The following is a 22,063-nucleotide window of genomic DNA, read 5'->3' as shown; positions in this document are numbered from 1 at the left end:
TTGCCATGCCGACAAACCTGCTCAACAAGCTCCTGCCCGCGACCAAGCCCGCTGCCAAGCCTGCCGCCGCCACGACAACCACAACCGCTGCCGCACCCGCCCGCGTGGCCGCCGCGTCCACGGCCGGAGGCCACACGCTGGTGGTGGTGTTCCAGCGCTTCGCCGCCGACTGGATCAACATGCTGGTGCCCTACGGCGATCCGGACTATGCCGTCCTGCGTCCCAACCTCAAGGTCACCAACCCGGTGGTGCTGGACAGCTTCTTCGGCCTCAACCCCGGGCTGAACGCACTCAAGCGCCTCTACGACAACGGCCGTCTCGGCTTCGTCACCGCCACCGGCTGGGTCCCGCTGGACTCGCGCGACCGTTCGCACTTCTACGCGCAGACCCTGGCGGAAGCCGGTGCCCGTGCCGGCGTCATCGGCGGCTGGCTCGGCCGTGCCATGACGCGCGCGCCGGCCGACAGCAACGTCTGGTCCGCCATCGCCGCCGAGAACGCGGTGCCGGCGAGCCTGCAGGGCTATCCCGGCGCCATCGCCGTGCGCGATTTCGCCGACCTCAACCACGGCTCCACCGGCGGCATCGCCGTCACCGCGCTGATCGAGGCCGTGGCCGAACTCGCCGGCCCGCCGGGCGACACCACGCGCCGCCTGGCGCAGGGCATGCGCGCCCTGGTCGAAACCCCGCCGCCCGCCCCCACGGTCGCCTATCCCGCCACCGCATTGGGCAACGGCCTCAGGGTCGCCGCCCAGGCGATCCGCGCCGGCATGTCGCCGCGCGTGGTCACCGTGAACTCCGAGGACGACTGGGATACCCACGTCGTCCAGGCCTCGCGCCACGCCATCTCGCTGCCCAACTTCGCCAACGCCCTGGTCGCCTTCCACGACGACCTCGGCGCAATGATGGACAACGTCACCGTCGTGACCATGACCGAGTTCGGACGCAAGGCGAAGGAAAATTTCGGCGGCACCGACCACGGCACCGCCTCGTCGATGCTGGTGATGGGCGGCCGCGTCGCCGGCGGCCGCGTGCATGGCCGCTGGCCCGGCCTCTCCCCGCAGGCCCTGTTCCAGAACGAAGACCTGGAGCCGACCACCGACTTCCGCTCTGTGCTGGGAGAAATCCTGGCCAAGCGCCTGGGCGTGAGCCTCGCCGATCTCGAACTGGTCTTCCCGGGTGGCTATGCGGCGCAGGGGAACTGGCGGCAGTTCCTGCTGTAGAGCCACGCGTGGGCAAGCTGCGCTTGCCTCACATGCCGTAGGGTCCGTTAAGCCTGTGTCATGAGCGCATAGGCATTTAGGTGTTCTGCAATGGACTTGCGGTGTCCGCCAGAGCCCGCGGCTTCCAGTTCATCGGTGTCGGCGAAGATGGTGAAGTTCGGCACCTGTTTAGCTCCGCCTAAGCTTGCACCCTCCAAGAGGAGTTGAAGCTTGGTTGTAGGGAAAACATAGACCGTCGATACGTCGCCACATGCGAACAGGAAGAAATTTACGGAGCTGTAGAACGACGGTGTCACGTCGAACCAATACTTGAAACCGGATTTCTGTGTCGCGGTGCGAATGTTGACTGTAGCCTCGCCAGCCACGAACAGACGGCCGGTGGGGAGTACTCTGACTTTGTTGATACGTTCAAGCGTCTGAATAACTGCTTGCTTCATCTTCGTGCTCCCATGTGAGTGCGCCGATACCATACGATCGATTCTGTACGCCGAATCAAGTTATCGATATTTAGGGTATCGACGCAAAATGTTGCTGAGCTGTAGTGAATAGACCGCTCACAAACTGTTTGACGGGTTCTTTTTGGATGTGATAGCGACTTCATTGAATCTGTAGGGTGGGCAAAGCATAGCTTTGCCCACGCGTCACGGGACAGAATGCGCCATGTCCCGCTATCGTCGCAGCCATGCCGCAGGTGCCAGCTACTTTTTCACGGTGGCCTTGGCAGATCGCCGCAGTTCCGCATTGACTGACAATATCGAAAAACTCCGCGAGGTCTATCGAAAGGTCGGTCAGCGCCTACCATTCGAAACCATCGCCATCTGCATCCTGCCGGACCATGTTCATGCCATCTGGCAGCTGCCGGAAGGAGACGCAGACTTCTCGCAGCGCTGGTCGCAGATCAAGAGTGGTTTTTCACGTCACCTGGAACCCGGAACGCGCAGCCTCAGCAAGCTGGTCCATCGAGACAAAGGCATCTGGCAGAGGCGCTTCTGGGAGCACCAGATTCGCGATGAAGAAGATTTGCGGCGGCATGCCGAGTACACGTACTACAATCCGGTGAAGCATGGTCTGGTGAGGCGTGTGGCGGATTGGTCGTATTCAAGTTTCCAACGGGATGTAAAAGCGGGATTGTTTCCGGCCGATTGGGCGGGAGACGCGGGCGAGGAGAGCGGGTTTGGGGAGCCGCCTTGATCGCTTGATGGGTCGCCCGCGTGGGCAAAGGAAAAGACCTTTGCCCACCCTACAAAAAGCCATGCAAAGCCCCGTAAGGGCGGGCAAACGTCTTCAAGTTTGCCCGCGCGGCGCAGGCCAGGAAACTATTCGCCCAACGCTTCCGCTAGTTTTCGTAGGGCGGGCGAAAATCTTCTCTTTTGCCCACGCGGTGCCAAGCATACCGTTTCGACCGTCCCGCCCCGCCGGGTTCAGGCCGCCGCGCTGACCTCCGCCGCAGCCCGCTCGCCCGACCGGATCGCCCCGTCGAAGTACCCGTTCCAGACCTCCGCCGTCTCGGTGCCGGCCCAGTGCAGGCGACCGATCGGTGCGCGCAACGCCTCGCCGTAGTCCAGCCACACGCCGGGCGGGAAGTAGCCGGCGTAGCAGCCGCGTGTCCATTCCTCGGAGGCCCAGTTCTGCTCGATGTACTCCAGCGGATTGCGCGCCTGCTCGCCGTAGTAGCGCACGAAGCTGTCGATGGTGCCCTGTCGGCGCTGTTCCTTCGTCTGCCGGATCGCGGCGCGGCCGTCGGAGCCTTCGATGAAGCCCATCATCACGCCGATGTGGCCATCGGGCGGCGAGTTGTCGAAGGTCAGCTTCACCGGGCCGGTGTCGCTGGTGGCCTGGCCGTTGAGGCCCGCGTCGCGCCAGAAGGGCCTGGGGTAGACGCACTGCACCTTGATCACCGTGCCCATCGGCACGCGCTGCGTCAGCTGGTCGCGCAGGCCGTCCAGTGCCGGTGCGTAGCGGATGCGCCCGGCCAGCGTCGGCGGGATCGCGACGATGACGCGCGCGGCCTTCACCTGGAAGCCGTCGCCGCGCAGCGTCACGCCCTTGTCGTCATGCTCGATGCGCAGCACCGGCGCGTTCAGCAGGATGCGGCTGCTGCCCAGCGCCTGTGCCATCGAGAGCGCGATGCGCTGCGAGCCGCCGACGATGCGCGAGTCCTGCGCGCCGCCCTCGGTGCTGATCAGGTTCTCCAGGCTGCCGGCGGAGTGGATGTAGAACAGCACGCCCAGCAATGAAAGATCGCGCGGCTGCGCCGAGAACACGGATTCGATGGCGAGCTGCAGCAGCGCCTTGCCGTTGTCGCTGTAGAGGTTGGCATCGATCCAGCTCTGGAAGGTCTGGCTGTCCCACTCCACGGCGCTGGCCGCGGTCCAGGGCTTGTCCAGCGGCACGTCGGCCGCCATGCCGTTGAGCCGGGTGATGGCCAGCTGCGCTTCCAGCGCGCCAAGGAAGGCGCCGGGCGGGATGCGGCCGGCGTACTCGGCGCGGCGGTTGTCGCGGAAGTCCACCAGCTTGCCGCTGTTGAAGGTCTTGAAGGTGGACAGGCCCAGTTCCTCGATCATCGCCAGCACGCGGTCCTGCGTCGGCCCCACCCATTGCCCGCCGATCTCCACCACCGTGCCCGGCTGCGCGCCCGGCGCGGTGACGGCGTGGTTGAGCGTGCGGCCGCCGACACGGTCGCGGGCCTCGATCACCAGCACCTTCTTGCCCGCTGCCACCAGCTTGCGTGCGGCGGCAAGTCCCGCGAGCCCGGCACCGACGATGGCGACGTCGGCCTGGTAGCTGCCGCTGGCACCGCCGCCCGGCGCGGCCTGCGCGCTGCCGATGGGGCTGCTGTCGCCGCAGCCGGGGATCAGCGTGCTGGCGCCGAGCGCGGCGGCGCCGGTGAGCAGGCGGCGGCGCTTGAGGTCCTTGAGGTCGTCCATGGAAATCCTTGGGATCAGCGCGTGAGGTCGGCCCGCACCGCGGTTTCGAGAGCGTCGTTTTCCAGCGCGTCGCCGCTGCCGGGCGACAGCTGCGCGCCGGTGGCGGATCTCCTGCTTGTACTGCAGCGCCACCACGCGCAGGCGTGCGCCGCCAGCCCCGCGCCCCGCGCGAAAATCCGCTTGCTCATCCCCGGTCCTGAATTTATTGTACGTGTACGAAAAATAGGCCAAGGCAGGCGGCGCGTCAATCATGGAAGGCGGCGAAAAGGGGGGTAGGGGACGCGGGCGACCGCGCCGCAGCGCCGGCCAGGAGCAGGCGGTGCGCGAGCGGGTGGTGGACGCCGCGCGCGGCCTGTTCGCGCTGGAGGGCTTCGAGGCGGTCAGCATGCGCCGCATCGCCCAGCAGGCCGGCTGCAGCACGATGAGCCTCTACGGCTACTTCCGCAGCAAGAACGACCTGCTGCGCCACATCTGGGAAGACTTCTTTGCCGAACTGTTCGCCCGCGTCGAGGCGGCCCTGGCGCTGCCCACGCCGGAGCAGCGCCTGCGCGACGCCTGCGCGGCCTACGTGAACTACTGGTGCGAGCATCCCGAGCGCTACCGCATGGTCTACCTCAACCAGGACCAGGCCGCGGCCGGCGAGCAGCTCTATGTCGATGCCTCGCCGATCGTCGAGCGCTTCGGCCTGTTCCGCGAGCTGGTGCAGGCGGCGCAGGACAGCGGTGCCGCGCGTCCCGGGGACCCGCAACTGCTGGGCGAGGCCTTGGTCTGCTCGCTGCTGGGCCTCTGTCACTCCCTGGTCACGATCCCGGAATACCCCTGGCGGCCGCGCGCGCAGCTGCTGCAGGCGGCGCTGGGCCTGGTGCTGCGGGAGCCAGCGGACAGGGCCTGAATACTCCAGAATGCGACGCGCTGCCGGTTTTCCGCTGCCGGAGCTGCGTCTGTAACGAAACTTTCACACGGCAGCGTGAACACTGTGGCAAACCAGAAAGGGTGACAGGTGAGCGCGGTTCAAGCAGGCGGCAAGCGGAACATCCTCGGTCCGGTGATGCTGGTGGTGCTGGCCGCCGCGGTGGCCGGGGGCATCTACTGGTCCTATCGGGACAAGCATGCGGAGGCCCTGCCGGCGCCGCAGGCCGAGCGGCTGGCCCAGGTCCGGGGCGCCATCGGCTCCGAAAAGCTGCCGTTTTTCAGCGACACCCGCGTGCAGCAGGCACTGGCGCGCCACGGCCTGCAGCTGACCGTGGAGAAACATGGCTCGCGTGAAATCGCCGCGCTGCCGGACCTGAAGAGCTACGACTTCGCCTTTCCCGCCGGCGAGCCGGCGGCGGTCAAGATCCAGGAGATCAGCGGCAAGCGGCAGAGCTACACGCCGTTCTATACGGTGATGGTGATCGCCTCCTGGCGGCCGATCGCGAAGATCCTGGAAGCCAATGGCCTCGCCCGCGAAGAGGGCGGCCACTACTACATCGTCGACATGAAGGGCCTGCTCGAACTCAGCGCCCAGGCCAGGCGCTGGAAGGACCTCAAGGATTCCCAGGCCTACCCGGTCTCGCGCAGCGTGCTGATCTCCAGCACCGACGTGCGCAAGTCCAACTCCGCGGCCATGTATTTGTCGCTGGCCAGCTACCTGTTCAACGACGAGGCCGTGGTGCAGACCGAGGCCGAGGTGCAGGCGGTGGCGCCGAAGGTGGCGCCGCTGTTCTGGCGGCAGGGCTTCCAGGACAACACCAGCCTCGGTCCCTATGACGACTACAAGACCATCGGCATGGGCAAGGCCCCCATGGTGATGATCTACGAGGCCAACTTCATCGAGGACCGCATCAAGCAGACGCCGCTGGTCAACGCCGACCAGATGGTGCTGCTGTACCCGCGGCCCACGGTCTACACCAAGCAGGTCTTCATCCCGCTGTCGGCGCAGGGCGAGCGCCTCGGTGCGCTGCTGGAGACCGACCCCGAGCTGCAGAAGCTCGCTGCCGAGTACGGCTGGCGCACGCGCCAGCCGCAGGCCCAGACCGAGGTCTGGAAGGCGCGCCAGGTGCAGGCGCCGGAGCAACTGGTCGACACCATCAATCCGCCGCGCTTCGAGATCGTGGAAAGCCTGATCGGCGCGGTTGAAACGCTCAAGCAATGATCCCCGGCCAAGCTCGCCGGACCCCTTACGGAGAATCTCCATGAGTACCGCAACCGCCGAAGCCACCGACACCCTTGTGCTGACGCCGCCGCAACCGGTGCAGGCGGTGGAGCCCGCGCGCGCCGACCAGATGGTCAAGCTGGCGCCCGATGTGCTGGGCAAGCTCGACGGCGAAATCTCCACTTTCATCGATGCGGTGACCCGTCTCGATCCGCAGGGCGAGGAATTCCAGAAACGCGTCAAGGCCGTGCATGGCGCCGGCGACGCCGAGGTGGCGCAGGCCGCCTCGGTCAGCAACCGCATGCTCGACCGCCCGGTCAAGGCAATGGAATCCGGCGGTCTGTCCGAGGCCTCCGGCGTGTCGCGCTCGCTGCTGGACCTGCGGCGCCTGGTGGAGGACCTGGACCCCAGCAAGCAGGGCGACCTGTTCCAGCCGCGCAAGCTGCTGGGCCTGATCCCCTTCGGCAACAAGCTGGCGCAGTACTTCGACCGCTACACCTCGGCGCAGTCCAACATCCAGCGCATCATCACCGCCCTGCACAACGGCCGCGACGAACTGGAGCGCGACAACGCCGCGATCGAGGAAGAGAAGATCAACCTCTGGAACCTGATGCAGCGCATGGAGCAATACGTCTACGTGCTCAAGGGCCTGGACGGCAAGCTCGAGGCCAAGGCGCTGGAACTGGACGGCAGCGACCCGGCCCGCGCGAAGATCCTGCGGGAGGACGTGCTGTTCTACGTGCGCCAGAAGGTCACCGACCTGCTGACCCAGACCGCGGTCAACATCCAGGGCTACCTGGCGCTGGACATGATCCGCAAGACCAACCTCGAGCTGATCAAGGGCGTGCAGCGCGCCACCACCACCACGATCTCCGCCCTGCGCACGGCGGTGATGGTGGCGCAGGCCCTGACCAACCAGAAGCTGGTGCTGGACCAGGTCACCGCGCTCAACACCACCACCGGCAACCTGATCGAGGCGACCTCGCAGATGCTCAAGCGGCAGGCCAGCGAAATCCACCAGCAGGCCGCCGGCAGCACGATCGAGATCGAGAAGCTGCAGCGCGCCTTCCAGAACGTCTACGACACCATGGACATGATGCAGGACTTCAAGATCAAGGCCCTCGACGGCATGGCCAAGACCGTGCAGGTGCTGACCGACGAAACCAAGAAGGCCAAGACCTACCTCGACCGCGCCCGCGGCGAGCAGGCCCGTTCCGCGGTCGCCGAGGCGGGGCTGCAGAAGGTCGATGACGGCGTGATCCGTCTGTAGGGAGGCGCGCATGAAAGGCCGCGGCATTTGGATTCTCGTACTGGTCGTCGTCGCCTTGCTGATCGCGCGCGGCCTGGGCAACCGGCCCTCGGGCGAGGAGGCGTCGGAGCCGGGATCGTCGGCCCGCGCCGATGATCCCAACGCCCTGCGCATCCTCGCCGGCTCCGAGCTCAAGGACCTGGAATTCCTGCTGCCGGAGATGGAGAAGGCGGCCGGCGCGCCGATCCGCTTCGAGTACGGCGGCACGCTCGACGCGGTCGACAAGCTCAACGCGGCGTCGGCGCCCTATGCCTTCGCCTGGACCTCCAGCGGCCGCTACCTGTCGCTGGCCACGCAGGGCCGGATCAAGGCCAGCGAGAAGATCATGCTGTCGCCGGTGATCCTGGGAGTGAAGGCCGGCAAGGCGCGCGAGCTGGGCTGGGACCGCAAGGACCCCACCTGGGGCGAGATCGCCGACGCGGTCAAGGCCGGGCGCTTCAGCTATGCCATGACCAATCCCACCGCCTCCAACTCCGGCTTCTCCGCCGTGGTCGGGGTGGCCGCCGCGCTGTCGGGCAAGGCCGACGGCCTGACCCTGGCCGACATCAACGCGCCGCGCCTGCGCGAGTTCTTCTCCGGCCAGAAGCTCACCGCCGGCAGTTCCGGCTGGCTGGCCGACGCCTGGCGCAAGAATGCCCAGGGCCTCGACGGCATGGTCAACTACGAGTCGGTGATCCTGTCGATGAACCAGCAGGGCGGGCTGTCCGAGCCGCTGGTGCCGGTCTATCCGAAGGAGGGCATCATCACCTCCGACTATCCGCTGATGCTGCTCGACGAGAAGCGCAAGCCGGCCTATGAGGCGCTGGTGGCCTTCCTGCGTCAGCCGCAGGTGCAGCAGCGCATCATGGAACGTACGCACCGCCGTCCGGCGGCGCCGGGCGTGCCGCTGGCAGGGGAGTTCGGCCAGCGCCTGCTGGTGGAACTGCCGTTCCCCGGCTCGCTGGACGTGCTCGACGGGCTGCTGGATGCCTACCTCGACGAACTGCGCCGGCCCGGACACTCGTACTTCGTGCTCGACGTCAGCGGTTCCATGGAGGAGGACGGGCGCATCCTGCAGCTGCGCGACGGCCTGCTGGGCCTGGGCGGCGACAGCGCCAGCCTGAGCAGCCGCTTTTCGCGCCTGCAGCTGCGCGAGCGCGTGGACCTGATCGCCTTCTCCGACCGCATCGTCGCCACCGCCGCCCTGGACTTCAGCGACGCCGCAGCGTTCGCGGCCGAGAAGCAGCGCTACCGCGAGTTCGTCGGCAGCCTGCAGGCCGACGGCGGCACCGCCATCTATGACGCGCTGGACGAGGCCTACCGGCGCGCCGGCAAGGCATTGCCCGGGGAACAGGACCGCTACTTCAGCATCGTGTTGATGACCGACGGCAAGAACACCAGCGGCATGGGCTTCGACGGCTTCCGGCAGCGCTACGGCCAGTATGGCGATGCCGCCCGTATCCGCGTGTTCCCGATCCTGTTCGGCGAGTCGAACAACGACGAAATGAAGGCCCTGGCCGAACTCACCGGCGGCCGCGTGTTCGACGGCCGCAAGACCTCGCTGGTGCAGGTGTTCCGGGACATCCGGGGCTACCAGTGACCCCGGGGCCGGGCGCGCTGCAGCCGCTCGCCGCGCACACCTCGGGGCGCTTCGAAGGCCTCTGGCGCTACGTCTACGGCAGCGCCAACGTCTGGGGCAGCGTCGCCGGCCTGGCCGGCGTGGCCCTGCTGTTCGCCGGGGTCATCGGGCGCGGCTGGCTGCTGATCGTCGCCGGGCTCTACCTGCTGGGCGCGCTGGCCGCGCCACGGCCGCGGCGCCTGGGGCTGCAGCTGCCCGAGGACCTGGGTCCGGCCGAACTCGGGCAGGGGCTGGCGCAGCTGATCGAGCGCGTGCGCGGCGAACTCGGCACCGAGGCCCTGGCGCTGCTGCAGCGCATCCACGAGCAGGTGCAGGCGATCCTGCCGCAGCTGCAGGCGCAGGTGCTCAGCGAGGACGATCGCCGCACGCTGCGGGTCAGCCTGGCGCGTTACCTGCCGGAAACCTTCGACCACTTCCTGCGCCTGCCGCCGCTCTACCGGCGCTATCACGTCATCCGCGACGGCAAGACCGCGGAGCGCCTGCTGGTGGAACAGCTCGGGGTACTCGAGGGCCAGTTCAAGGAGCTGGGCGAGCGCATCTTCCGTGCCGAGGCCCAGGGCATGCTGGCGCATGGCCGCTTCCTGGAAGGCAAGTTCCAGCGGCCCGACCTGATTGGCCCGGAAGGAGACAGGACATGAGCTGGCGTAACGTTGGCGGCACCCCCGGCGGCCTCGGCCCCTTCCTCTGGGGTTTCGTGATGGCAGTGGGCGGCGGCTACATGCTGGTGTCGCGCGTCACCGTCAGCAGCGGCGGCTGGGCGCTCTGGGGCTACAACGCCTTCGGCCTATCGCTGCTGCCCTTCCTGATCGGCATCGGCCTGCTGGCCTATGGCGGCAGGAGCCTCGCCGGATGGCTGTTGACAGCCGCGGGGCTCACCATCATCTTCGCCGGCATACTGATGAACCTGCACATCTATTTCAGTCCGACCAGCCTGTTCGACACGCTGGCGATGCTGGCATTGCTGGCGGCCGGACTGGGCCTGATGGCGCGGGCACTGCAACCGATGCGAGGGTCGGCACCATGAAGTGGAAAGGCGGACAGCGCAGCGACAACGTGGTGGACGTCCGCGGTTCCGGGCGCCGCTCCGGCTTCGGCGGTGGCGGCGGCAAGCTGGGCCTCGGCGGCATCGCCGCGGTGGTCGTGATCAGCCTGCTGCTGGGCAAGAACCCGCTGGAGATGCTGGGCCTGGTGTCGCAGATGACCGGTGGCATGCAGCAGGCCGTGCCGCAGGAGGGCGCGCCGCCGCCGCAGAACGACGAGACCGCCGACTTCGTGCGCGCCATCCTCGGCGAGACCGAGGTGGTCTGGGGCGAAGTGTTCCAGCAGTCGGGCCGCCAGTACGAACAGCCGAAGCTGGTGCTGTTCTCCGGCGGCGTCGATTCGGCCTGCGGCAGCGCCAGCTCCGCTTCCGGGCCGTTCTATTGCCCCGGCGACCACCAGGTCTACCTCGACATGTCGTTCTTCAACGACATGCAGCAGCGCCTCGGCGGCGGTGGCGACTTCGCCTACGCCTACGTCATCGCCCACGAGGTCGGCCACCACGTGCAGACCCTCATGGGCGTCAGCGACAAGGTCAACCAGGCGCGCCGCGCCGGCAAGAACGTGCAGGGCGACGGCGGCCTGCTGGTGCGCCAGGAACTGCAGGCCGACTGCCTCGCCGGCGTCTGGGCCAACCGTTCCGAGAAGAAGCTGCAATGGCTGGAGACCGGCGACGTCGAAGAGGCGCTCAACACCGCCACCGCGATCGGTGACGACCGCCTGCAGAAGCAGTCGCAGGGCACGGTGGTGCCCGACGCCTTCAGCCATGGCACCTCGGAGCAGCGCGTGCGCTGGTTCCGGGCGGGATTCGAGTCGGGCGATCCGAACGTTTGCGATACGTTCAAGGCGGCGCGGCTGTAGCTTTTTTCCCCTCTCCCGCTTGCGGGAGAGGGTGCCCGGAGGGCGGCGAGGGGATGAATCCCCGAGGTAGGGCAACGCATGGAGCAGTTGCCGAGAGAGGGTTGCTGTAGAGCTAGCTTGGATGACCTTCTGCAGTTCTACAGAAACCCTCTCTCCCGACCTCTCTCCCGCAAGCGGGAGAGAGGAGCGCCAGAATGAAAAAGGCCCCTTTCGGGGCCTTTTTCACATTCAGCAGAAACCAGATCAGAGCAGTTCCGCAATATCCTTCTCGATCTTCTCCGGCGTATCCATCGAGCCGTAGCGCTTCACCACGTTGCCGTTCTTGTCGACCAGGAACTTGGTGAAGTTCCACTTGACGCCCTCGGTGCCGAGGATGCCGGGCGAGGCGCTCTTCAGGTACTTGTAGAGCGGGTGGGCGTTGTCGCCGTTGACGTCGATCTTGGCGAACAGCGGGAAGCTGACGTCGTAGGAGAGCGAGCAGAAGTTCTTGATCTCGTTCTCGTCGCCCGGCTCCTGGTGGCCGAACTGGTCGCAGGGGAAGCCCAGCACCGCCAGGCCCTTGTCCTTGTTGCGGCGGTAGACCTCTTCCAGGCCCTTGTACTGCGGCGTGAAACCGCACTTGCTGGCGACGTTGACGATCAGCAGCACCTTGCCGCGGTAGGCGTCCAGCGACTGGCTCTGGCCGTCGATGGTCTTGGCTTCGAATCCGTACACGCTCATGGTCAATCCCCTGGTTGTTTTGAGGTCTGGCGCAGCCTAGGCCGCGCCTGCGATCACTGCAAGCCGGCGACGTCGAAAGCCATCAGCGGCGCCGCGCTCTGGCGCACGTTGGCCAGCAGCGCCGGCACCTGCGACAGCATGCGGCTGGCGAAGAACTGCGCCGTGGCGCGCTTGGTGTCGGCGAACAGGGCGTCACCCGCGGCATCGGCGGCGCGGGTCATGCGCAGCCAGTTCCAGCCCAGATAGGTCAGGGCGAAGGCGCGCAGGAAGTCGACGCAGCCGAAGGCGGCGTCGTCCGGCGTGGTCTTGTAGGACTGCTGCACCCAGGCGGTGCTGCGCTCCAGTTCTTCCACGGCGGTGGCCAGCGGGCCGGCAATGAAGTCCGGGGCATTGGCCAGGTCGCGGCGCACGGCCTCGAAGAAGCGCTTGGGCAGGCGGCCGCCGTTGAGCATCAGCTTGCGGCGCACCAGGTCCATCGCCTGGATGCCGTTGGTGCCTTCGTACAGGCACAGGATCTTGGCGTCGCGCACGATCTGCTCGATGCCGTGCTCCTTGATGAAGCCATGGCCGCCGTAGACCTGGATCGCCAGGGAGCCCAGGTCCACCGCGCTGTCGGTGCAGAAGGCCTTGACCAGCGGCGTGTTCAGCTCGACCCAGTCCTGGGCCTCTTCACGGGCCGCGGCGTCGGTGGAGTGGTGGGTGACATCGACGTGCATCGCCGTCTCGTAGGCCAGCACGCGGGCGCCCTCGGTGACCGCCTTCATCTGCAGCAGCATGCGGCGCACGTCGGGGTGGTGGGCGATCACGTCGCCGCCGTTGAAGGCCTTGCCCTGCTTGCGGTCCAGCGCGTAGGCGATGGCGTTCTGGGTGGCCAGTTCGCACTGGCCCAGGCCCTGGTAGCCCACCATGATGCGCGCCAGGTTCATCATCACGAACATGTTCTGGATGCCGGTGTTCGGCGCGCCGATCATCCAGCCCCTGGCATTCTCGAAGCTCAGCGTGCAGGTGCAGGAGCCGTTGATGCCCATCTTGTGCTCGATGGACACGGCCTTGACCGGGTTGCGCGCGCCCAGCGAGCCGTCGGCGTTGACCAGGTATTTGGGCACCACGAAGGTTGACAGGCCCTTGATGCCCGGGGACGAATCCGGCAGGCGGGCGAGGACGAAGTGGATGATGTTGTCCACCATCCCGTGTTCGCCCGAGGTGATGAAGATCTTGCTGCCTTCCAAAAGGTACGAGCCGTCGGCCTGCGGGGTGGCCTTGGTCTTGACCGCGGCCAGGTCGGAGCCAGCCTGCGGCTCGGTCATGCACATGGTGCCGGACCACTCGCCCGAGGCCAGCTTGGGCAGGTAGGTCTGCTTCTGTCCGTCGGTGCCGTTGGCGGCGATCGCCTCGAAGCAGCCCTGGGTCAGGCCCGGGTACAGCGCGAAGGCCACGTTGGCCGAGCACAGCAGCTCCTCGATCACCTTGCCCAGGGTGTAGGGCAGGCCGGCGCCGCCGAACTCCTGGCTCTGCATGATGCCGACCCAGCCGGCGTCGGAGTAGGACTTCCAGAACTCCTTGAAGCCGTCCGGCACCTTCACCTCGTGGTTGGCGTACACGCAACCCTGCTGGTCGGACTTCGAGTTCAGCGGCGCCAGCTCGTTCTGGATCAGCTTGGCGGCTTCCTCGATCAGCCCGGTCAGGGTCTCCGGGCTGGCGTCCTCGAAGCCTGGCAGCTGCGACAGGCGCTCGGCCTTCAGGACGTTGTTGAGGACGAAGTTGATTTCGCGCAGGGGAGCCTTGTAGGTAGCCATGGAAGAGTCCTAAGCGGTGAGAAGGGGAAATTTTCAGGGCGGCAAGGCTAGCACAGCTGAAGATGCCAGCCGTTGCAAAAAATGCCACGCCGGCTTGCTAGAATTTGCGACCCGGGTGCTGAAAATCCGATCAAAAGGCAGAAAATGAAAGTGTTGGTCACCGGCGCAGCCGGATTTGTGGGGTTCTATTGCACCCAGCACCTGCTGGATCGCGGCGACGAGGTGGTGGGGTACGACAACCTCAACGACTACTACGACCCGGCCCTGAAGCGGGCCCGCCTGCAGCAGCTGCAGGGGCGCCCCGGCTTCCGCTTCGTCCAGGCCGACCTGGCCGACATGGACGCCATGAGCAAGGTTTTCGCCGACTGGAGCCCCGACGTGGTGCTCAACCTGGGCGCCCAGGCCGGCGTGCGCTACTCCCTGCAGAACCCCCGCGCCTACGTCGACAGCAACCTGACCGGCTTCGTCAACATCCTGGAATGCTGCCGCCAGTATCCGGTCAAGCACCTGGTCTACGCCTCGTCCAGTTCGGTCTACGGTGCCAACACCAAGGTGCCTTTCGCCATTACCGACACGGTCGACCATCCGGTCAGTCTGTATGCCGCCACCAAGAAGTCGAACGAGGCCCTGGCGCATTCCTACAGCCATCTGTTTGGCATCCCCACGACCGGCCTGCGCTTCTTCACGGTCTACGGCCCCTGGGGCCGTCCGGACATGGCCTATTTCTCCTTCACCAAGGCCCTGTTCGAGGGCAAGCCGATCGACGTTTTCAACCACGGCGACATGGAGCGGGACTTCACCTACATCGACGACATCGTTACTGGCGTGATCCGCACCATGGACCGGCTGCCGGCCGCCGACCCCTCCTGGACCGGCGACCCGCCGCAGTTGGGCCGCAGCAGCGCCCCCTACCGCCTCTACAACATCGGCAACCACTCCCCGGTGAAGCTGATGCACTTCATCCAGGTGCTGGAAAAGCTCACCGGCCGCGAGGCGCAGAAGAACTTCAAGCCGATGGCCCAGGGCGACGTCTACCGAACTTATGCCGACGTGGACGATCTGAAGCGCGATGTGGGCTTCGAGCCATCGACCTCGATCGAAGAGGGGCTGTCCCGCTTCGTGGCCTGGTACCGGGAGTACTACCGCGTCTGAGCGTCATCCGGGCGTGGCATAATCCGCCGCTCGATTTTCAAGAATCATTCTCTTTTCGGAGCTTTACGTGCTGGATTTCCTGATTTCCCCGGCCTATGCCCAGGGCGCTGCCGCCCAGCCGAGCGCCCTGATGCAGTTCGCCCCGCTGGTCGTGCTGGTCATCGTCTTCTACTTCATGCTGATCCGCCCGCAGATGAAGCGCAGCAAGGAGCACAACCAGATGCTCTCCAAGGTCGCCATGGGCGACGAAGTGGTCACCGGCGGCGGCCTGGCCGGCCGCGTCACCGGCATCGGCGAGGTCTACCTGACGGTCGAGATCGCCGACGGTGTCAGCGTCAAGGTGCAGAAGCAGTCGGTCACCAGCGTGCTCCCCAAGGGCACCCTCAAGAACCTTTAAGCAATTGATTCCCCTCTCATTTCGATGAGAGGGAAGAGGCCCGGGCGTCCGCCCGGGCCGGCCTCTTCCGGGAAGGGAAGGGGTTTCCAAATCCCTTGGCGGGACACGCCTCATGAAGCCTTACGCAAGCTGGAAGTACGTCGTGCTGGTCCTCGCGCTGGTGTTGGGCGCGCTGTATTCGGCGCCCAATCTCTACGGCGACGACCCCTCGGTCCAGGTCTCGATGGGGTCCGGCGATCCGATGCCCGCCGACTTCAGCGACATCGTGGCCAAGGCGCTGGAGGCCAACAAGCTGACCTCCCTGTCCAGCGGGATGGAAGACCAGCGCTGGGTCATCCGCATGCCCAGCGCCGAGACTCAGCTGCATGCCGCCGACGTGCTCAAGCGCGAACTGGGCAACGGCTATGTCGTGGCGCTGAATTCCGCCTCCAAGACGCCGCCCTGGCTGCGCGCCATCGGGGCCAAGCCGATGAACCTCGGCCTGGACCTGCGCGGCGGCGTGCACTTCCTGCTGGAAGTGGACATCGAGGAGGTCAACAAGAAAGCCGTGCAGCGCATCGTGACCGACGTGCCGGCCTTCCTGCGCAAGGAAAATGTCCGCTACACCGGGCGCCGCGAAGCCGGCAGCCATGGCCTGCTGGAGTTCGCCGACGCCGCCACCCTGGAGCAGGCGCGCAAGCTGATCGCCCGCAACTTCCCCGAGTACACGCTGACGGTGCCGCAGGCGTCCACGACCCAGCTGCAGGTTGCCCTGTCGCCGCAGGAAGCCAAGCGCATCGTCGATTTCGCAGTGCAGCAGAACCTCACCACCCTGCGCAACCGCGTCAACCAGCTCGGCGTGGCCGAACCCCTGGTACAGCGCCAGGGCATCAACCGCATCGTCGTGCAGCTGCCCGGCGTGCAGGACACCACCCAGGTCAAGGACCTGCTGGGCGCCACCGCCACGCTGGAATATCGCGCAGTGGATGACGGCGACGCCTACAGCGCCGCCGCCAGCGGCATCACCCCGGTGGGTACCGAGCTGTTCTACACCCGCGAGGACCGTCGCCCGGTGCTGCTCAAGCGCGAGATCATCGCCGGCGGCGACAACCTGGTGGATGCCGCCGCCACGGTGGACGAGCAGGGCGGCCCCGCGGTCAGCGTCACGCTCGACGGCGCCGCTGCCAAGCGCATGTTTGCCTTCACCGAGCGCAACGTCGGCAAGCCGATGGCGGTGCTGTTCAAGGAGCGCGAGGTCGTCACCAACTACAACGCGCAGGGCGTGGCCATGCGCGAGCACCGCGACGTGCAGGAGGTGATCTCCATCGCCAGCATCCGCGGCGTGTTCGGCAAGAAATTCCAGACCACGGGCCTGGAGAGCAAGGAAGCCCACGACCTGGCCCTGCTGCTCAAGGCCGGTGCCCTGGCGGCCCCGGTCGAGATCGTCGAGGAGCGCACCGTCGGTCCCAGCCTGGGCGAGGACAACATCCGCAAGGGCTTCTCCGCTGCCGCCCTGGGCCTGGGCCTGGTGGTGCTGTTCATGGCCTTCTACTACCGCGTGTTCGGCCTGTTCGCCGCGGCTGCCCTGCTCCTGAACCTGCTGCTGGTGTTCGCCGTGCTGTCGCTGATGCAGGCCACCCTGACCATGCCCGGCATTGCCGGCATCGTCTTGCACATGGGTATTGCGGTAGACGCCAACGTGCTGATTTACGAGCGGATTCGAGAAGAATTACGCAATGGGCTGAAGCCCCATGCAGCGATCGAGGCAGGCTACGAGCGCGCCTTCCTGACCATCGCCGACGCCAATGTCACGGTGCTGATCGGCACGATCGTGCTGTTCGCCCTGGGCGCCGGTCCGGTCAAGGGCTTTGCCATCACCCTGATGATCGGCATCATCAGCTCGCAGTTCACCGCCATCGTCGGTTCCAGGGCCCTGGCCCAGCTGTGCTTTGCCAAGCGTCCGCTGAAAGACGTGCCGGTCTGGTGAGAAGAACGTAAGAGACTGAACATGAAGATTTTTTCCGGCGTTCCCAACATCAACTTCATGGCCCAGCGCAAGCTTGGCCTGATCATCTCCGCGGCACTGACGGTGCTGTCCATCGCCCTGGTCCTGGTGCGCGGCCTCAACCTCGGCATCGACTTCACCGGTGGTGTGCTGGTGGAAGTGGGCTATCCCCAGGCGGTGCAGCTCGACATCGTGCGCGAGCAGCTGCACGAGGGGGGCTACGAACGGGCCGTGGTCCAGCACTTCGGCAGCGCCTCGTCGGTGATGATCCGCCTGCCGCCGGCCGAGAACGCCAGCTCGGCCCAGGTCAGCAGCCAGATCCTGCATGCCCTGGCCGTGGGTGCCGAAAAGGCCCCCGAGCTGCGCCGCATCGAGTTCGTCGGTCCCCAGATCGGCGACGAACTGACGCAAAAGGGCTCGCTGGCACTGCTCTTTGCCTTCGTCGGCATCGCGCTCTACATCGCGTTCCGCTTCGAGGGGAAGTTCGCCCTGGGCGCCATTGCCGCCCTGGTCCACGACGTGGTCATGGCGGTAGGCTTCCTGTCGCTGTTCTGGGTGGAGTTCGACATCACCACCCTGGCCGCGATCCTGGCCCTGATCGGCTACTCGAACAATGAAACCATCGTCATTTTCGACCGTATCCGCGAGAACCTGATCGCCGAGCGCCGTTCCTCGGTGCTGGACGTGGTCAACCTGTCGGTCAACCAGACCCTGCTGCGCTCGGTCATCACCCACTTCACGACCCTGCTGGTGCTGACGGCCCTGTTCACCCTTGGCGGCCAGAGCGTCCACAGCTTCTCGGTGGCCCTGATCGTGGGCGTGATCGTGGCGACCTATTCCTCGATCTATGTTTCGACCAACCTGGCGGTCGCCCTGGGGGTGTCCCGAGAGGACCTGTTGCCGCCCGCAGAGAAAGAAATCGACGAAATGCCCTGACCCCCAAACAGGGGGCAACACGCTCTAAGGAATTGGCGTAGTCTGCTGATTGAAAAGATTTCGCTGCAATGCAGCAGTGCTTGTATCCGCCAAGGTTGGCCCGATTCTTGTTTGGTATCCGACAAGCGGACCGGTCCAGGGCAAATGCAGGGGTATCCTCTCGTTGACGTTGGGATTTTGGATTCTGTATCAATTGTCATGAATATCTTGCCTATTGTCGCGGTTGGCGCAAAACCAGGGTCCTGGTGTGACTTGGCGCGCAGACGCTGGACCGCTGCCGGTGGACAATAGACGGGTATTGAAGGGCTAATAAATGCCGCTTACCAGAGAAGTTGGGGCGCGCCTCGCGGCGTCGTTGGTTGGACTGTCCTCCATTCGCAAGCGTCTTATTGCGCTGGCGGCGGACCTCATGGTCGTCCTCACCGCGAGCTACCTGCTCTTCGCCCTGTTCCTGCGCCAGCCCATCCTCTCGGGTGACCTGCTGATCAGCTTCATCCTGCCGGCCCCGCTGTTTGTCCTGCCCGCACTGCATATGGCCGGCACCTACGACGTGATGATGCGCTTCTGGAGCAGCAGCCAGCTGTTCCGCGTCCTGCTCGGGACTGCCCTGGGTATCGTCGCCCTGGGTCTGCTGCAGATGTTCAGCTCCTCCCTGTTGCATTACTGGAACATGCTGATCCTGCAGGGGTGGTGGTATTCCTGTCGTTGGCCTGGCTGCGTTTTACCGCCAGCGCCCTGCTGCGGCCCGTGACCCACGGCCTGCAGTCCGAGCGAGTGCTGATTTATGGGGCAGGCCGTGCCGGCACGCAGCTGGCCGCCGCCCTGACAGCGTCCGGCCAGTATTGGCCGGTTGGCCTGGTGGACGACCGAAAGGACCTGCAGGGCCGTCTGGCTGCCGGCTTGCGCGTCCATTCTCCGGACAACCTGGCGGTGCTTCGCGAGCGCCTGAAGTTCACGCGCGTCCTGCTGGCCATGCCATCCGCCTCCATGCACCGCCGTGCCGACATCGTCCGCGGGCTGGAATCGCTCTCGGTTAAAGTCATGGTGATGCCGGGCCTGGACGAACTGGCCTGCGGCAGCAGGCAGGTCGGCGAACTGCGCGACGTACAGGTTGAGGACCTGCTCGGTCGCGAGCCGGTGTGCCCCGACACCCACCTGATGGATGCCTTCATCAAGGACAAGAGCGTACTGATCACCGGTGCCGGCGGTTCCATTGGATCGGAGCTCGCCCGTCAGGTGCTGATGCGCGGCGCCCGGCGCCTAGTCTTGTTCGAAATGTCTGAAATCGCGCTCTACCAGATCGAGCGCGAGTTGCAGGATTTGCGTGCAAGGTCCGAGATTTCTACTGAAATAGTCGCGGTGCTGGGCACCGTCCTTGACAAGCTCGGCGTGGAACGCGCGATGCTGCGCCATGCCGTGCAGACGGTCTACCACGCGGCGGCCTACAAACATGTGCCGCTGGTGGAACAGAACGTGCTGGCAGGTGCGCAGAACAACATCCTGGGAACCCGGGTGGTGGTCGATGCCGCCGTTCACTGCCGTCTGGACAATTTCGTACTCGTGTCCTCCGACAAGGCCGTGCGCCCGACCAGCGTCATGGGTGCGACCAAGCGTGTGCAGGAACTGATCGTGCAGGCTGCGGCTCATGCCGCGCCCGAGATGAGAATGTCGATGGTGCGCTTCGGCAACGTGCTGGCCTCTTCAGGGTCGGTGGTGCCGTTGTTCCGCGAGCAGATCCGCAAGGGGGGGCCGGTTACCGTCACCCATCCGGAAGTGACGCGCTACTTCATGACCATCCCCGAAGCCGCGCAGCTGGTGATCCAGGCCGGCGCCATGGGGAGCCGTGGCGACATCTTCGTGCTCGACATGGGCGAGCCGGTCCGTATTTCGGACTTGGCGCGCAAGATGATTCACCTGTCCGGCTATCGTCCCAAGGAAGATGCCGCCGGGGAGGGCGACATCGAGGTCGTCTATACCGGCCTGCGCGCCGGCGAGAAGCTTTACGAGGAGTTGCTGATCGACGCCAGCGCCGAGCCGACCTCGCATCCGCGCATCCAGAAGGCTCAGGAGCCCTGCCTGACGCAGGCCGAACTGACGCCTATCCTCGTGTCTATGTCTGACGCGGTGAGTGCCGAGAGGCCGCAGCAGGTGCTGACCCTGCTGACCACCCTGGTCTGCGGATACGTCCCGACCATGCAGCCGGTGGTACAGCCCCTGGCCGAACCCGCCCCGCCGGAATCGCAGGCGGTTCCGATCCGCCGGCCGGCGCAGAAACCTTCCAAGCACTTGGTGCCGACCCCGATCGCCGACGGCGGACTGATGAGCGCCTCGTCCAGTTGAAAGGGCGAGGGCGCCTTGACGCCCTTGCTTGCCGGGGTTCAGTCGGCAACCCGCAGCCCGGGCGACTGATCGCAACCTGCCTGAAGCCTTCCGCTGTTTATCCCTGACTGACCGGGTCTGCCGCCTGGATGAACCGCGGTGCCCGCCGTCTGCCGGTGGATCGCTGCCCGGCCTTGCGCCCGGGTTCTCAGCCGAAGCGGCGCCGCAGGGTCCGGGTCAATGGCACTTCCACCCAGCGGTACAGGACGATGCTGGAGACGATGCTGCCGACGAACAGGAACAGCAGCAGCGTGAAATTGCCGGCGGCCCCGCCGAAGCCGATCTTCCTCCAGACCATGCCCAGCGCCGGCAGCGACATGACGTGCAGCAGGTACAGGCTGTAGGAACTGTCGCCAAGGATCTTGAAGCGGGCGAGCAGGCCCAGGCGCCGTTCCAGGCAGAGCGCCCCCCACACCAGCATTGCTGACGGGATGCCGTAGCACAGGCCGCGCGGCAGCGGCAGCGCGCCGGGCAGGCTGGCAACCCAGGCGATGGCGACTGCGCCCGCGACGAAAACCAGGGCGCCACTGATTTCCTCGCCGCGGCTGCGATCGCGCCGACCGCTGAGCAGGGCGCCAATGACCACCCCGTAGCCGAATTCCAGGATCAGCGAGTTGGTGGCGAAACGCGCCAGCAGGCCCTCAGGCTGCAGCCACATGCCGAGCGCGGCGCAGATGAAGGCGGCGCCGGCCACGACCCAGGCCCGGATCGCGGGGCGGAAGGCCACGATCGCGAAGAAGAAGCTGAAATAAAAGAAGAATTCGTAGGACAGGGTCCAGCCGTTCTGGATCAGCAGCTTGTCGTTGGTGGGGTAGAGCAGGAAGGAGGCGGCGATGTCCGTGGTGCGGCCGACCCCGCTCTTGTTGACCAGGTCCGGGCGCAGCAGGAACACCAGCAGGGCGACCGCGGTCAGGGTCCAGTAGATCGGCAGTACGCGGACGAAGCGATGGCGCAGGAAGGTTCCCGCCGCGCTTAAGTTGCGCTGGCTGGCCCCGGCGACGTAGTAGATGATGAAACCGCTCAAAACGAAAAATATGTCGACGCCGATGGCGCCGATCTCGAAGTTTTGCCAGATCAGTGCGCCGGCGTCGCCGTACTGTCTCTCCTTGATCTGGAGGTGGGCCAGCAGGACCAGGATGGAGGCTAGGGCGCGCAGCAACTGGATGCTGATCAGTTCCTGGCGGGAATCGAGATGGCGGGTACTCATCGGGGCAGATAGGGCCTGATATCGTTTGCTATAAAGCGTTAGACTGCGCCGCGCATGAAGCCACGGCTGAATTTTCACGGGTGAGGGCGCTTCTGGACGCGGGGGCAATGCCGTGCCGAGGCGCTTTCCAACGCGGGCTTGGACCGGCGCCGGGTAAGTGGTTGAAATACTAACAGGAACCTCAGGGGTGGAAACCCCGGATACGAGGGGTTCAGTCAGTATCGGCGGCAGGCGCGGAGTAGCGTGAACTGCAACGCGGTTTGTGTAGCTGGTCTTGGCTACACTTGCGGCCCCAACGCCGGGTGTCGTTCGCCAGGGTGGGTAATCCCTGCTAGGGGAGAGCGGCGATTGGTGTATCCGGGCGCTCAAGGGAGTCCGGTGCGGG

At 65.9% G+C, this 22,063-nt stretch carries 21 protein-coding genes; 15 read left to right on the top strand and 6 right to left on the bottom strand.

The window, feature by feature from the left end:
- The first annotated feature begins 5 nt into the window (after positions 1-5).
- The gene (locus tag D0B54_RS15170; RefSeq protein WP_117292132.1) at positions 6-1,220 is read left to right on the top strand and encodes a DUF1501 domain-containing protein; all 1,215 of its coding nucleotides are present in this window, start codon (positions 6-8) and stop codon (positions 1,218-1,220) included.
- Between the two features lie 47 nt (positions 1,221-1,267).
- On the opposite strand, the gene D0B54_RS15165 is transcribed toward D0B54_RS15170, so the two are convergent.
- A complete protein-coding gene (locus D0B54_RS15165) occupies positions 1,268-1,657 on the bottom strand; it encodes a hypothetical protein (protein ID WP_117292131.1) in 390 nt (129 codons plus the stop codon).
- A gap of 223 nt (positions 1,658-1,880) precedes the next feature.
- Between D0B54_RS15165 and D0B54_RS15160 the strand changes: the two genes are divergently transcribed.
- Entirely contained in the window at positions 1,881-2,411 is a 531-nt protein-coding gene (locus tag D0B54_RS15160; RefSeq protein ID WP_117292130.1) for an REP-associated tyrosine transposase, read from the top strand.
- Between the two features lie 230 nt (positions 2,412-2,641).
- Here D0B54_RS15160 and D0B54_RS15155 read toward each other — a convergent pair whose 3' ends face one another.
- On the bottom strand, positions 2,642-4,147 hold the full coding sequence (locus D0B54_RS15155; protein WP_117292129.1) for a flavin monoamine oxidase family protein: 1,506 nt from the start codon (positions 4,145-4,147) through the stop codon (positions 2,642-2,644).
- A gap of 14 nt (positions 4,148-4,161) precedes the next feature.
- Entirely contained in the window at positions 4,162-4,335 is a 174-nt protein-coding gene (locus tag D0B54_RS24350; protein ID WP_162932452.1) for a hypothetical protein, read from the bottom strand.
- A 62-nt stretch (positions 4,336-4,397) separates the two neighbouring features.
- Between D0B54_RS24350 and D0B54_RS15150 the strand changes: the two genes are divergently transcribed.
- From D0B54_RS15150 to ypfJ, 7 genes are all read left to right on the top strand, one after another.
- Complete coding sequence (locus D0B54_RS15150) at positions 4,398-5,039, top strand: TetR/AcrR family transcriptional regulator (RefSeq protein WP_117292128.1); 642 nt, start codon at positions 4,398-4,400, stop codon at positions 5,037-5,039.
- Positions 5,040-5,147: 108 nt separating this feature from the next.
- Complete coding sequence (locus D0B54_RS15145) at positions 5,148-6,281, top strand: hypothetical protein (protein WP_162932451.1); 1,134 nt, start codon at positions 5,148-5,150, stop codon at positions 6,279-6,281.
- A gap of 40 nt (positions 6,282-6,321) precedes the next feature.
- Positions 6,322-7,551, top strand: a complete 1,230-nt coding sequence (locus D0B54_RS15140; RefSeq protein ID WP_117292126.1) for a toxic anion resistance protein — start codon at positions 6,322-6,324, stop codon at positions 7,549-7,551.
- 10 nt (positions 7,552-7,561) lie between these two features.
- Positions 7,562-9,169: a vWA domain-containing protein gene (locus tag D0B54_RS15135; RefSeq protein ID WP_117292125.1), complete on the top strand. Its 1,608-nt coding sequence runs from the start codon at positions 7,562-7,564 to the stop codon at positions 9,167-9,169.
- Entirely contained in the window at positions 9,166-9,846 is a 681-nt protein-coding gene (locus D0B54_RS15130; protein ID WP_117292124.1) for a hypothetical protein, read from the top strand. The genes D0B54_RS15135 and D0B54_RS15130 overlap by 4 nt, the downstream gene beginning before the upstream one ends.
- Positions 9,843-10,232, top strand: coding sequence for a hypothetical protein (locus D0B54_RS15125; protein WP_117292123.1), 390 nt, complete (start codon positions 9,843-9,845; stop codon positions 10,230-10,232). Before D0B54_RS15130 ends, D0B54_RS15125 begins: the two co-directional genes overlap by 4 nt.
- Positions 10,229-11,107, top strand: a complete 879-nt coding sequence (gene ypfJ / locus D0B54_RS15120; protein ID WP_117292122.1) for a KPN_02809 family neutral zinc metallopeptidase — start codon at positions 10,229-10,231, stop codon at positions 11,105-11,107. The genes D0B54_RS15125 and ypfJ overlap by 4 nt, the downstream gene beginning before the upstream one ends.
- A gap of 243 nt (positions 11,108-11,350) precedes the next feature.
- Here the strand turns inward: ypfJ and D0B54_RS15115 are convergent, their stop codons facing one another.
- Together D0B54_RS15115 and D0B54_RS15110 are read right to left on the bottom strand one after the other, a co-directional pair.
- Complete coding sequence (locus tag D0B54_RS15115; protein ID WP_117292121.1) at positions 11,351-11,827, bottom strand: glutathione peroxidase; 477 nt, start codon at positions 11,825-11,827, stop codon at positions 11,351-11,353.
- A gap of 53 nt (positions 11,828-11,880) precedes the next feature.
- Positions 11,881-13,623 carry an acyl-CoA dehydrogenase family protein gene (locus tag D0B54_RS15110; RefSeq protein ID WP_117292120.1) on the bottom strand — a complete coding sequence of 581 codons (1,743 nt, stop codon included), beginning with the start codon at positions 13,621-13,623 and terminating at the stop codon, positions 11,881-11,883.
- Positions 13,624-13,767: 144 nt separating this feature from the next.
- On the opposite strand from D0B54_RS15110, the gene D0B54_RS15105 reads away from it, so the two are divergent.
- From D0B54_RS15105 to D0B54_RS15080, 6 genes are all read left to right on the top strand, one after another.
- The gene (locus D0B54_RS15105) at positions 13,768-14,775 is read left to right on the top strand and encodes an NAD-dependent epimerase (RefSeq protein ID WP_117292119.1); all 1,008 of its coding nucleotides are present in this window, start codon (positions 13,768-13,770) and stop codon (positions 14,773-14,775) included.
- A 130-nt stretch (positions 14,776-14,905) separates the two neighbouring features.
- Entirely contained in the window at positions 14,906-15,172 is a 267-nt protein-coding gene (gene yajC / locus D0B54_RS15100; RefSeq protein ID WP_441347441.1) for a preprotein translocase subunit YajC, read from the top strand.
- 112 nt (positions 15,173-15,284) lie between these two features.
- Positions 15,285-17,138 carry a protein translocase subunit SecD gene (gene secD, locus D0B54_RS15095; RefSeq protein WP_117292118.1) on the top strand — a complete coding sequence of 618 codons (1,854 nt, stop codon included), beginning with the start codon at positions 15,285-15,287 and terminating at the stop codon, positions 17,136-17,138.
- Between the two features lie 21 nt (positions 17,139-17,159).
- Positions 17,160-18,092 (top strand): protein translocase subunit SecF, encoded by a 933-nt coding sequence (secF, locus tag D0B54_RS15090; protein WP_117292117.1) that lies wholly within the window; start codon positions 17,160-17,162, stop codon positions 18,090-18,092.
- Positions 18,093-18,405: 313 nt separating this feature from the next.
- Positions 18,406-18,843, top strand: a complete 438-nt coding sequence (locus D0B54_RS15085; protein WP_117292116.1) for a hypothetical protein — start codon at positions 18,406-18,408, stop codon at positions 18,841-18,843.
- On the top strand, positions 18,780-20,432 hold the full coding sequence (locus tag D0B54_RS15080; protein ID WP_162932450.1) for a polysaccharide biosynthesis protein: 1,653 nt from the start codon (positions 18,780-18,782) through the stop codon (positions 20,430-20,432). Before D0B54_RS15085 ends, D0B54_RS15080 begins: the two co-directional genes overlap by 64 nt.
- A 187-nt stretch (positions 20,433-20,619) precedes the next feature.
- Here D0B54_RS15080 and D0B54_RS15075 read toward each other — a convergent pair whose 3' ends face one another.
- On the bottom strand, positions 20,620-21,678 hold the full coding sequence (locus D0B54_RS15075) for an acyltransferase family protein (protein ID WP_117292114.1): 1,059 nt from the start codon (positions 21,676-21,678) through the stop codon (positions 20,620-20,622).
- Positions 21,679-22,063: the final 385 nt, after the last annotated feature.

Origin of the sequence: Solimonas sp. K1W22B-7, from assembly GCF_003428335.1 — a bacterium.
GTDB lineage: Bacteria > Pseudomonadota > Gammaproteobacteria > Nevskiales > Nevskiaceae > Solimonas_A.
Note: the sequence above shows the minus strand (reverse complement) of the source record. Positions and strands in the feature narration are given on the sequence as shown.

What these genes read in the sequence shown, in the direction of transcription:
- D0B54_RS15170 (WP_117292132.1), top strand. Translation starts at nt 6, where the DNA reads ATGCCGACAAACCTGCTCAACAAGCTCCTGCCCGCGACCAAGCCCGCT.
- D0B54_RS15165 (WP_117292131.1), bottom strand. Translation starts at nt 1,657, where the DNA reads ATGAAGCAAGCAGTTATTCAGACGCTTGAACGTATCAACAAAGTCAGA.
- D0B54_RS15160 (WP_117292130.1), top strand. Translation starts at nt 1,881, where the DNA reads ATGTCCCGCTATCGTCGCAGCCATGCCGCAGGTGCCAGCTACTTTTTC.
- D0B54_RS15155 (WP_117292129.1), bottom strand. Translation starts at nt 4,147, where the DNA reads ATGGACGACCTCAAGGACCTCAAGCGCCGCCGCCTGCTCACCGGCGCC.
- D0B54_RS24350 (WP_162932452.1), bottom strand. Translation starts at nt 4,335, where the DNA reads ATGAGCAAGCGGATTTTCGCGCGGGGCGCGGGGCTGGCGGCGCACGCC.
- D0B54_RS15150 (WP_117292128.1), top strand. Translation starts at nt 4,398, where the DNA reads ATGGAAGGCGGCGAAAAGGGGGGTAGGGGACGCGGGCGACCGCGCCGC.
- D0B54_RS15140 (WP_117292126.1), top strand. Translation starts at nt 6,322, where the DNA reads ATGAGTACCGCAACCGCCGAAGCCACCGACACCCTTGTGCTGACGCCG.
- D0B54_RS15135 (WP_117292125.1), top strand. Translation starts at nt 7,562, where the DNA reads ATGAAAGGCCGCGGCATTTGGATTCTCGTACTGGTCGTCGTCGCCTTG.
- D0B54_RS15125 (WP_117292123.1), top strand. Translation starts at nt 9,843, where the DNA reads ATGAGCTGGCGTAACGTTGGCGGCACCCCCGGCGGCCTCGGCCCCTTC.
- ypfJ (WP_117292122.1), top strand. Translation starts at nt 10,229, where the DNA reads ATGAAGTGGAAAGGCGGACAGCGCAGCGACAACGTGGTGGACGTCCGC.
- D0B54_RS15115 (WP_117292121.1), bottom strand. Translation starts at nt 11,827, where the DNA reads ATGAGCGTGTACGGATTCGAAGCCAAGACCATCGACGGCCAGAGCCAG.
- D0B54_RS15110 (WP_117292120.1), bottom strand. Translation starts at nt 13,623, where the DNA reads ATGGCTACCTACAAGGCTCCCCTGCGCGAAATCAACTTCGTCCTCAAC.
- D0B54_RS15105 (WP_117292119.1), top strand. Translation starts at nt 13,768, where the DNA reads ATGAAAGTGTTGGTCACCGGCGCAGCCGGATTTGTGGGGTTCTATTGC.
- yajC (WP_441347441.1), top strand. Translation starts at nt 14,906, where the DNA reads ATGCAGTTCGCCCCGCTGGTCGTGCTGGTCATCGTCTTCTACTTCATG.
- secD (WP_117292118.1), top strand. Translation starts at nt 15,285, where the DNA reads ATGAAGCCTTACGCAAGCTGGAAGTACGTCGTGCTGGTCCTCGCGCTG.
- secF (WP_117292117.1), top strand. Translation starts at nt 17,160, where the DNA reads ATGAAGATTTTTTCCGGCGTTCCCAACATCAACTTCATGGCCCAGCGC.
- D0B54_RS15085 (WP_117292116.1), top strand. Translation starts at nt 18,406, where the DNA reads ATGCCGCTTACCAGAGAAGTTGGGGCGCGCCTCGCGGCGTCGTTGGTT.
- D0B54_RS15075 (WP_117292114.1), bottom strand. Translation starts at nt 21,678, where the DNA reads ATGAGTACCCGCCATCTCGATTCCCGCCAGGAACTGATCAGCATCCAG.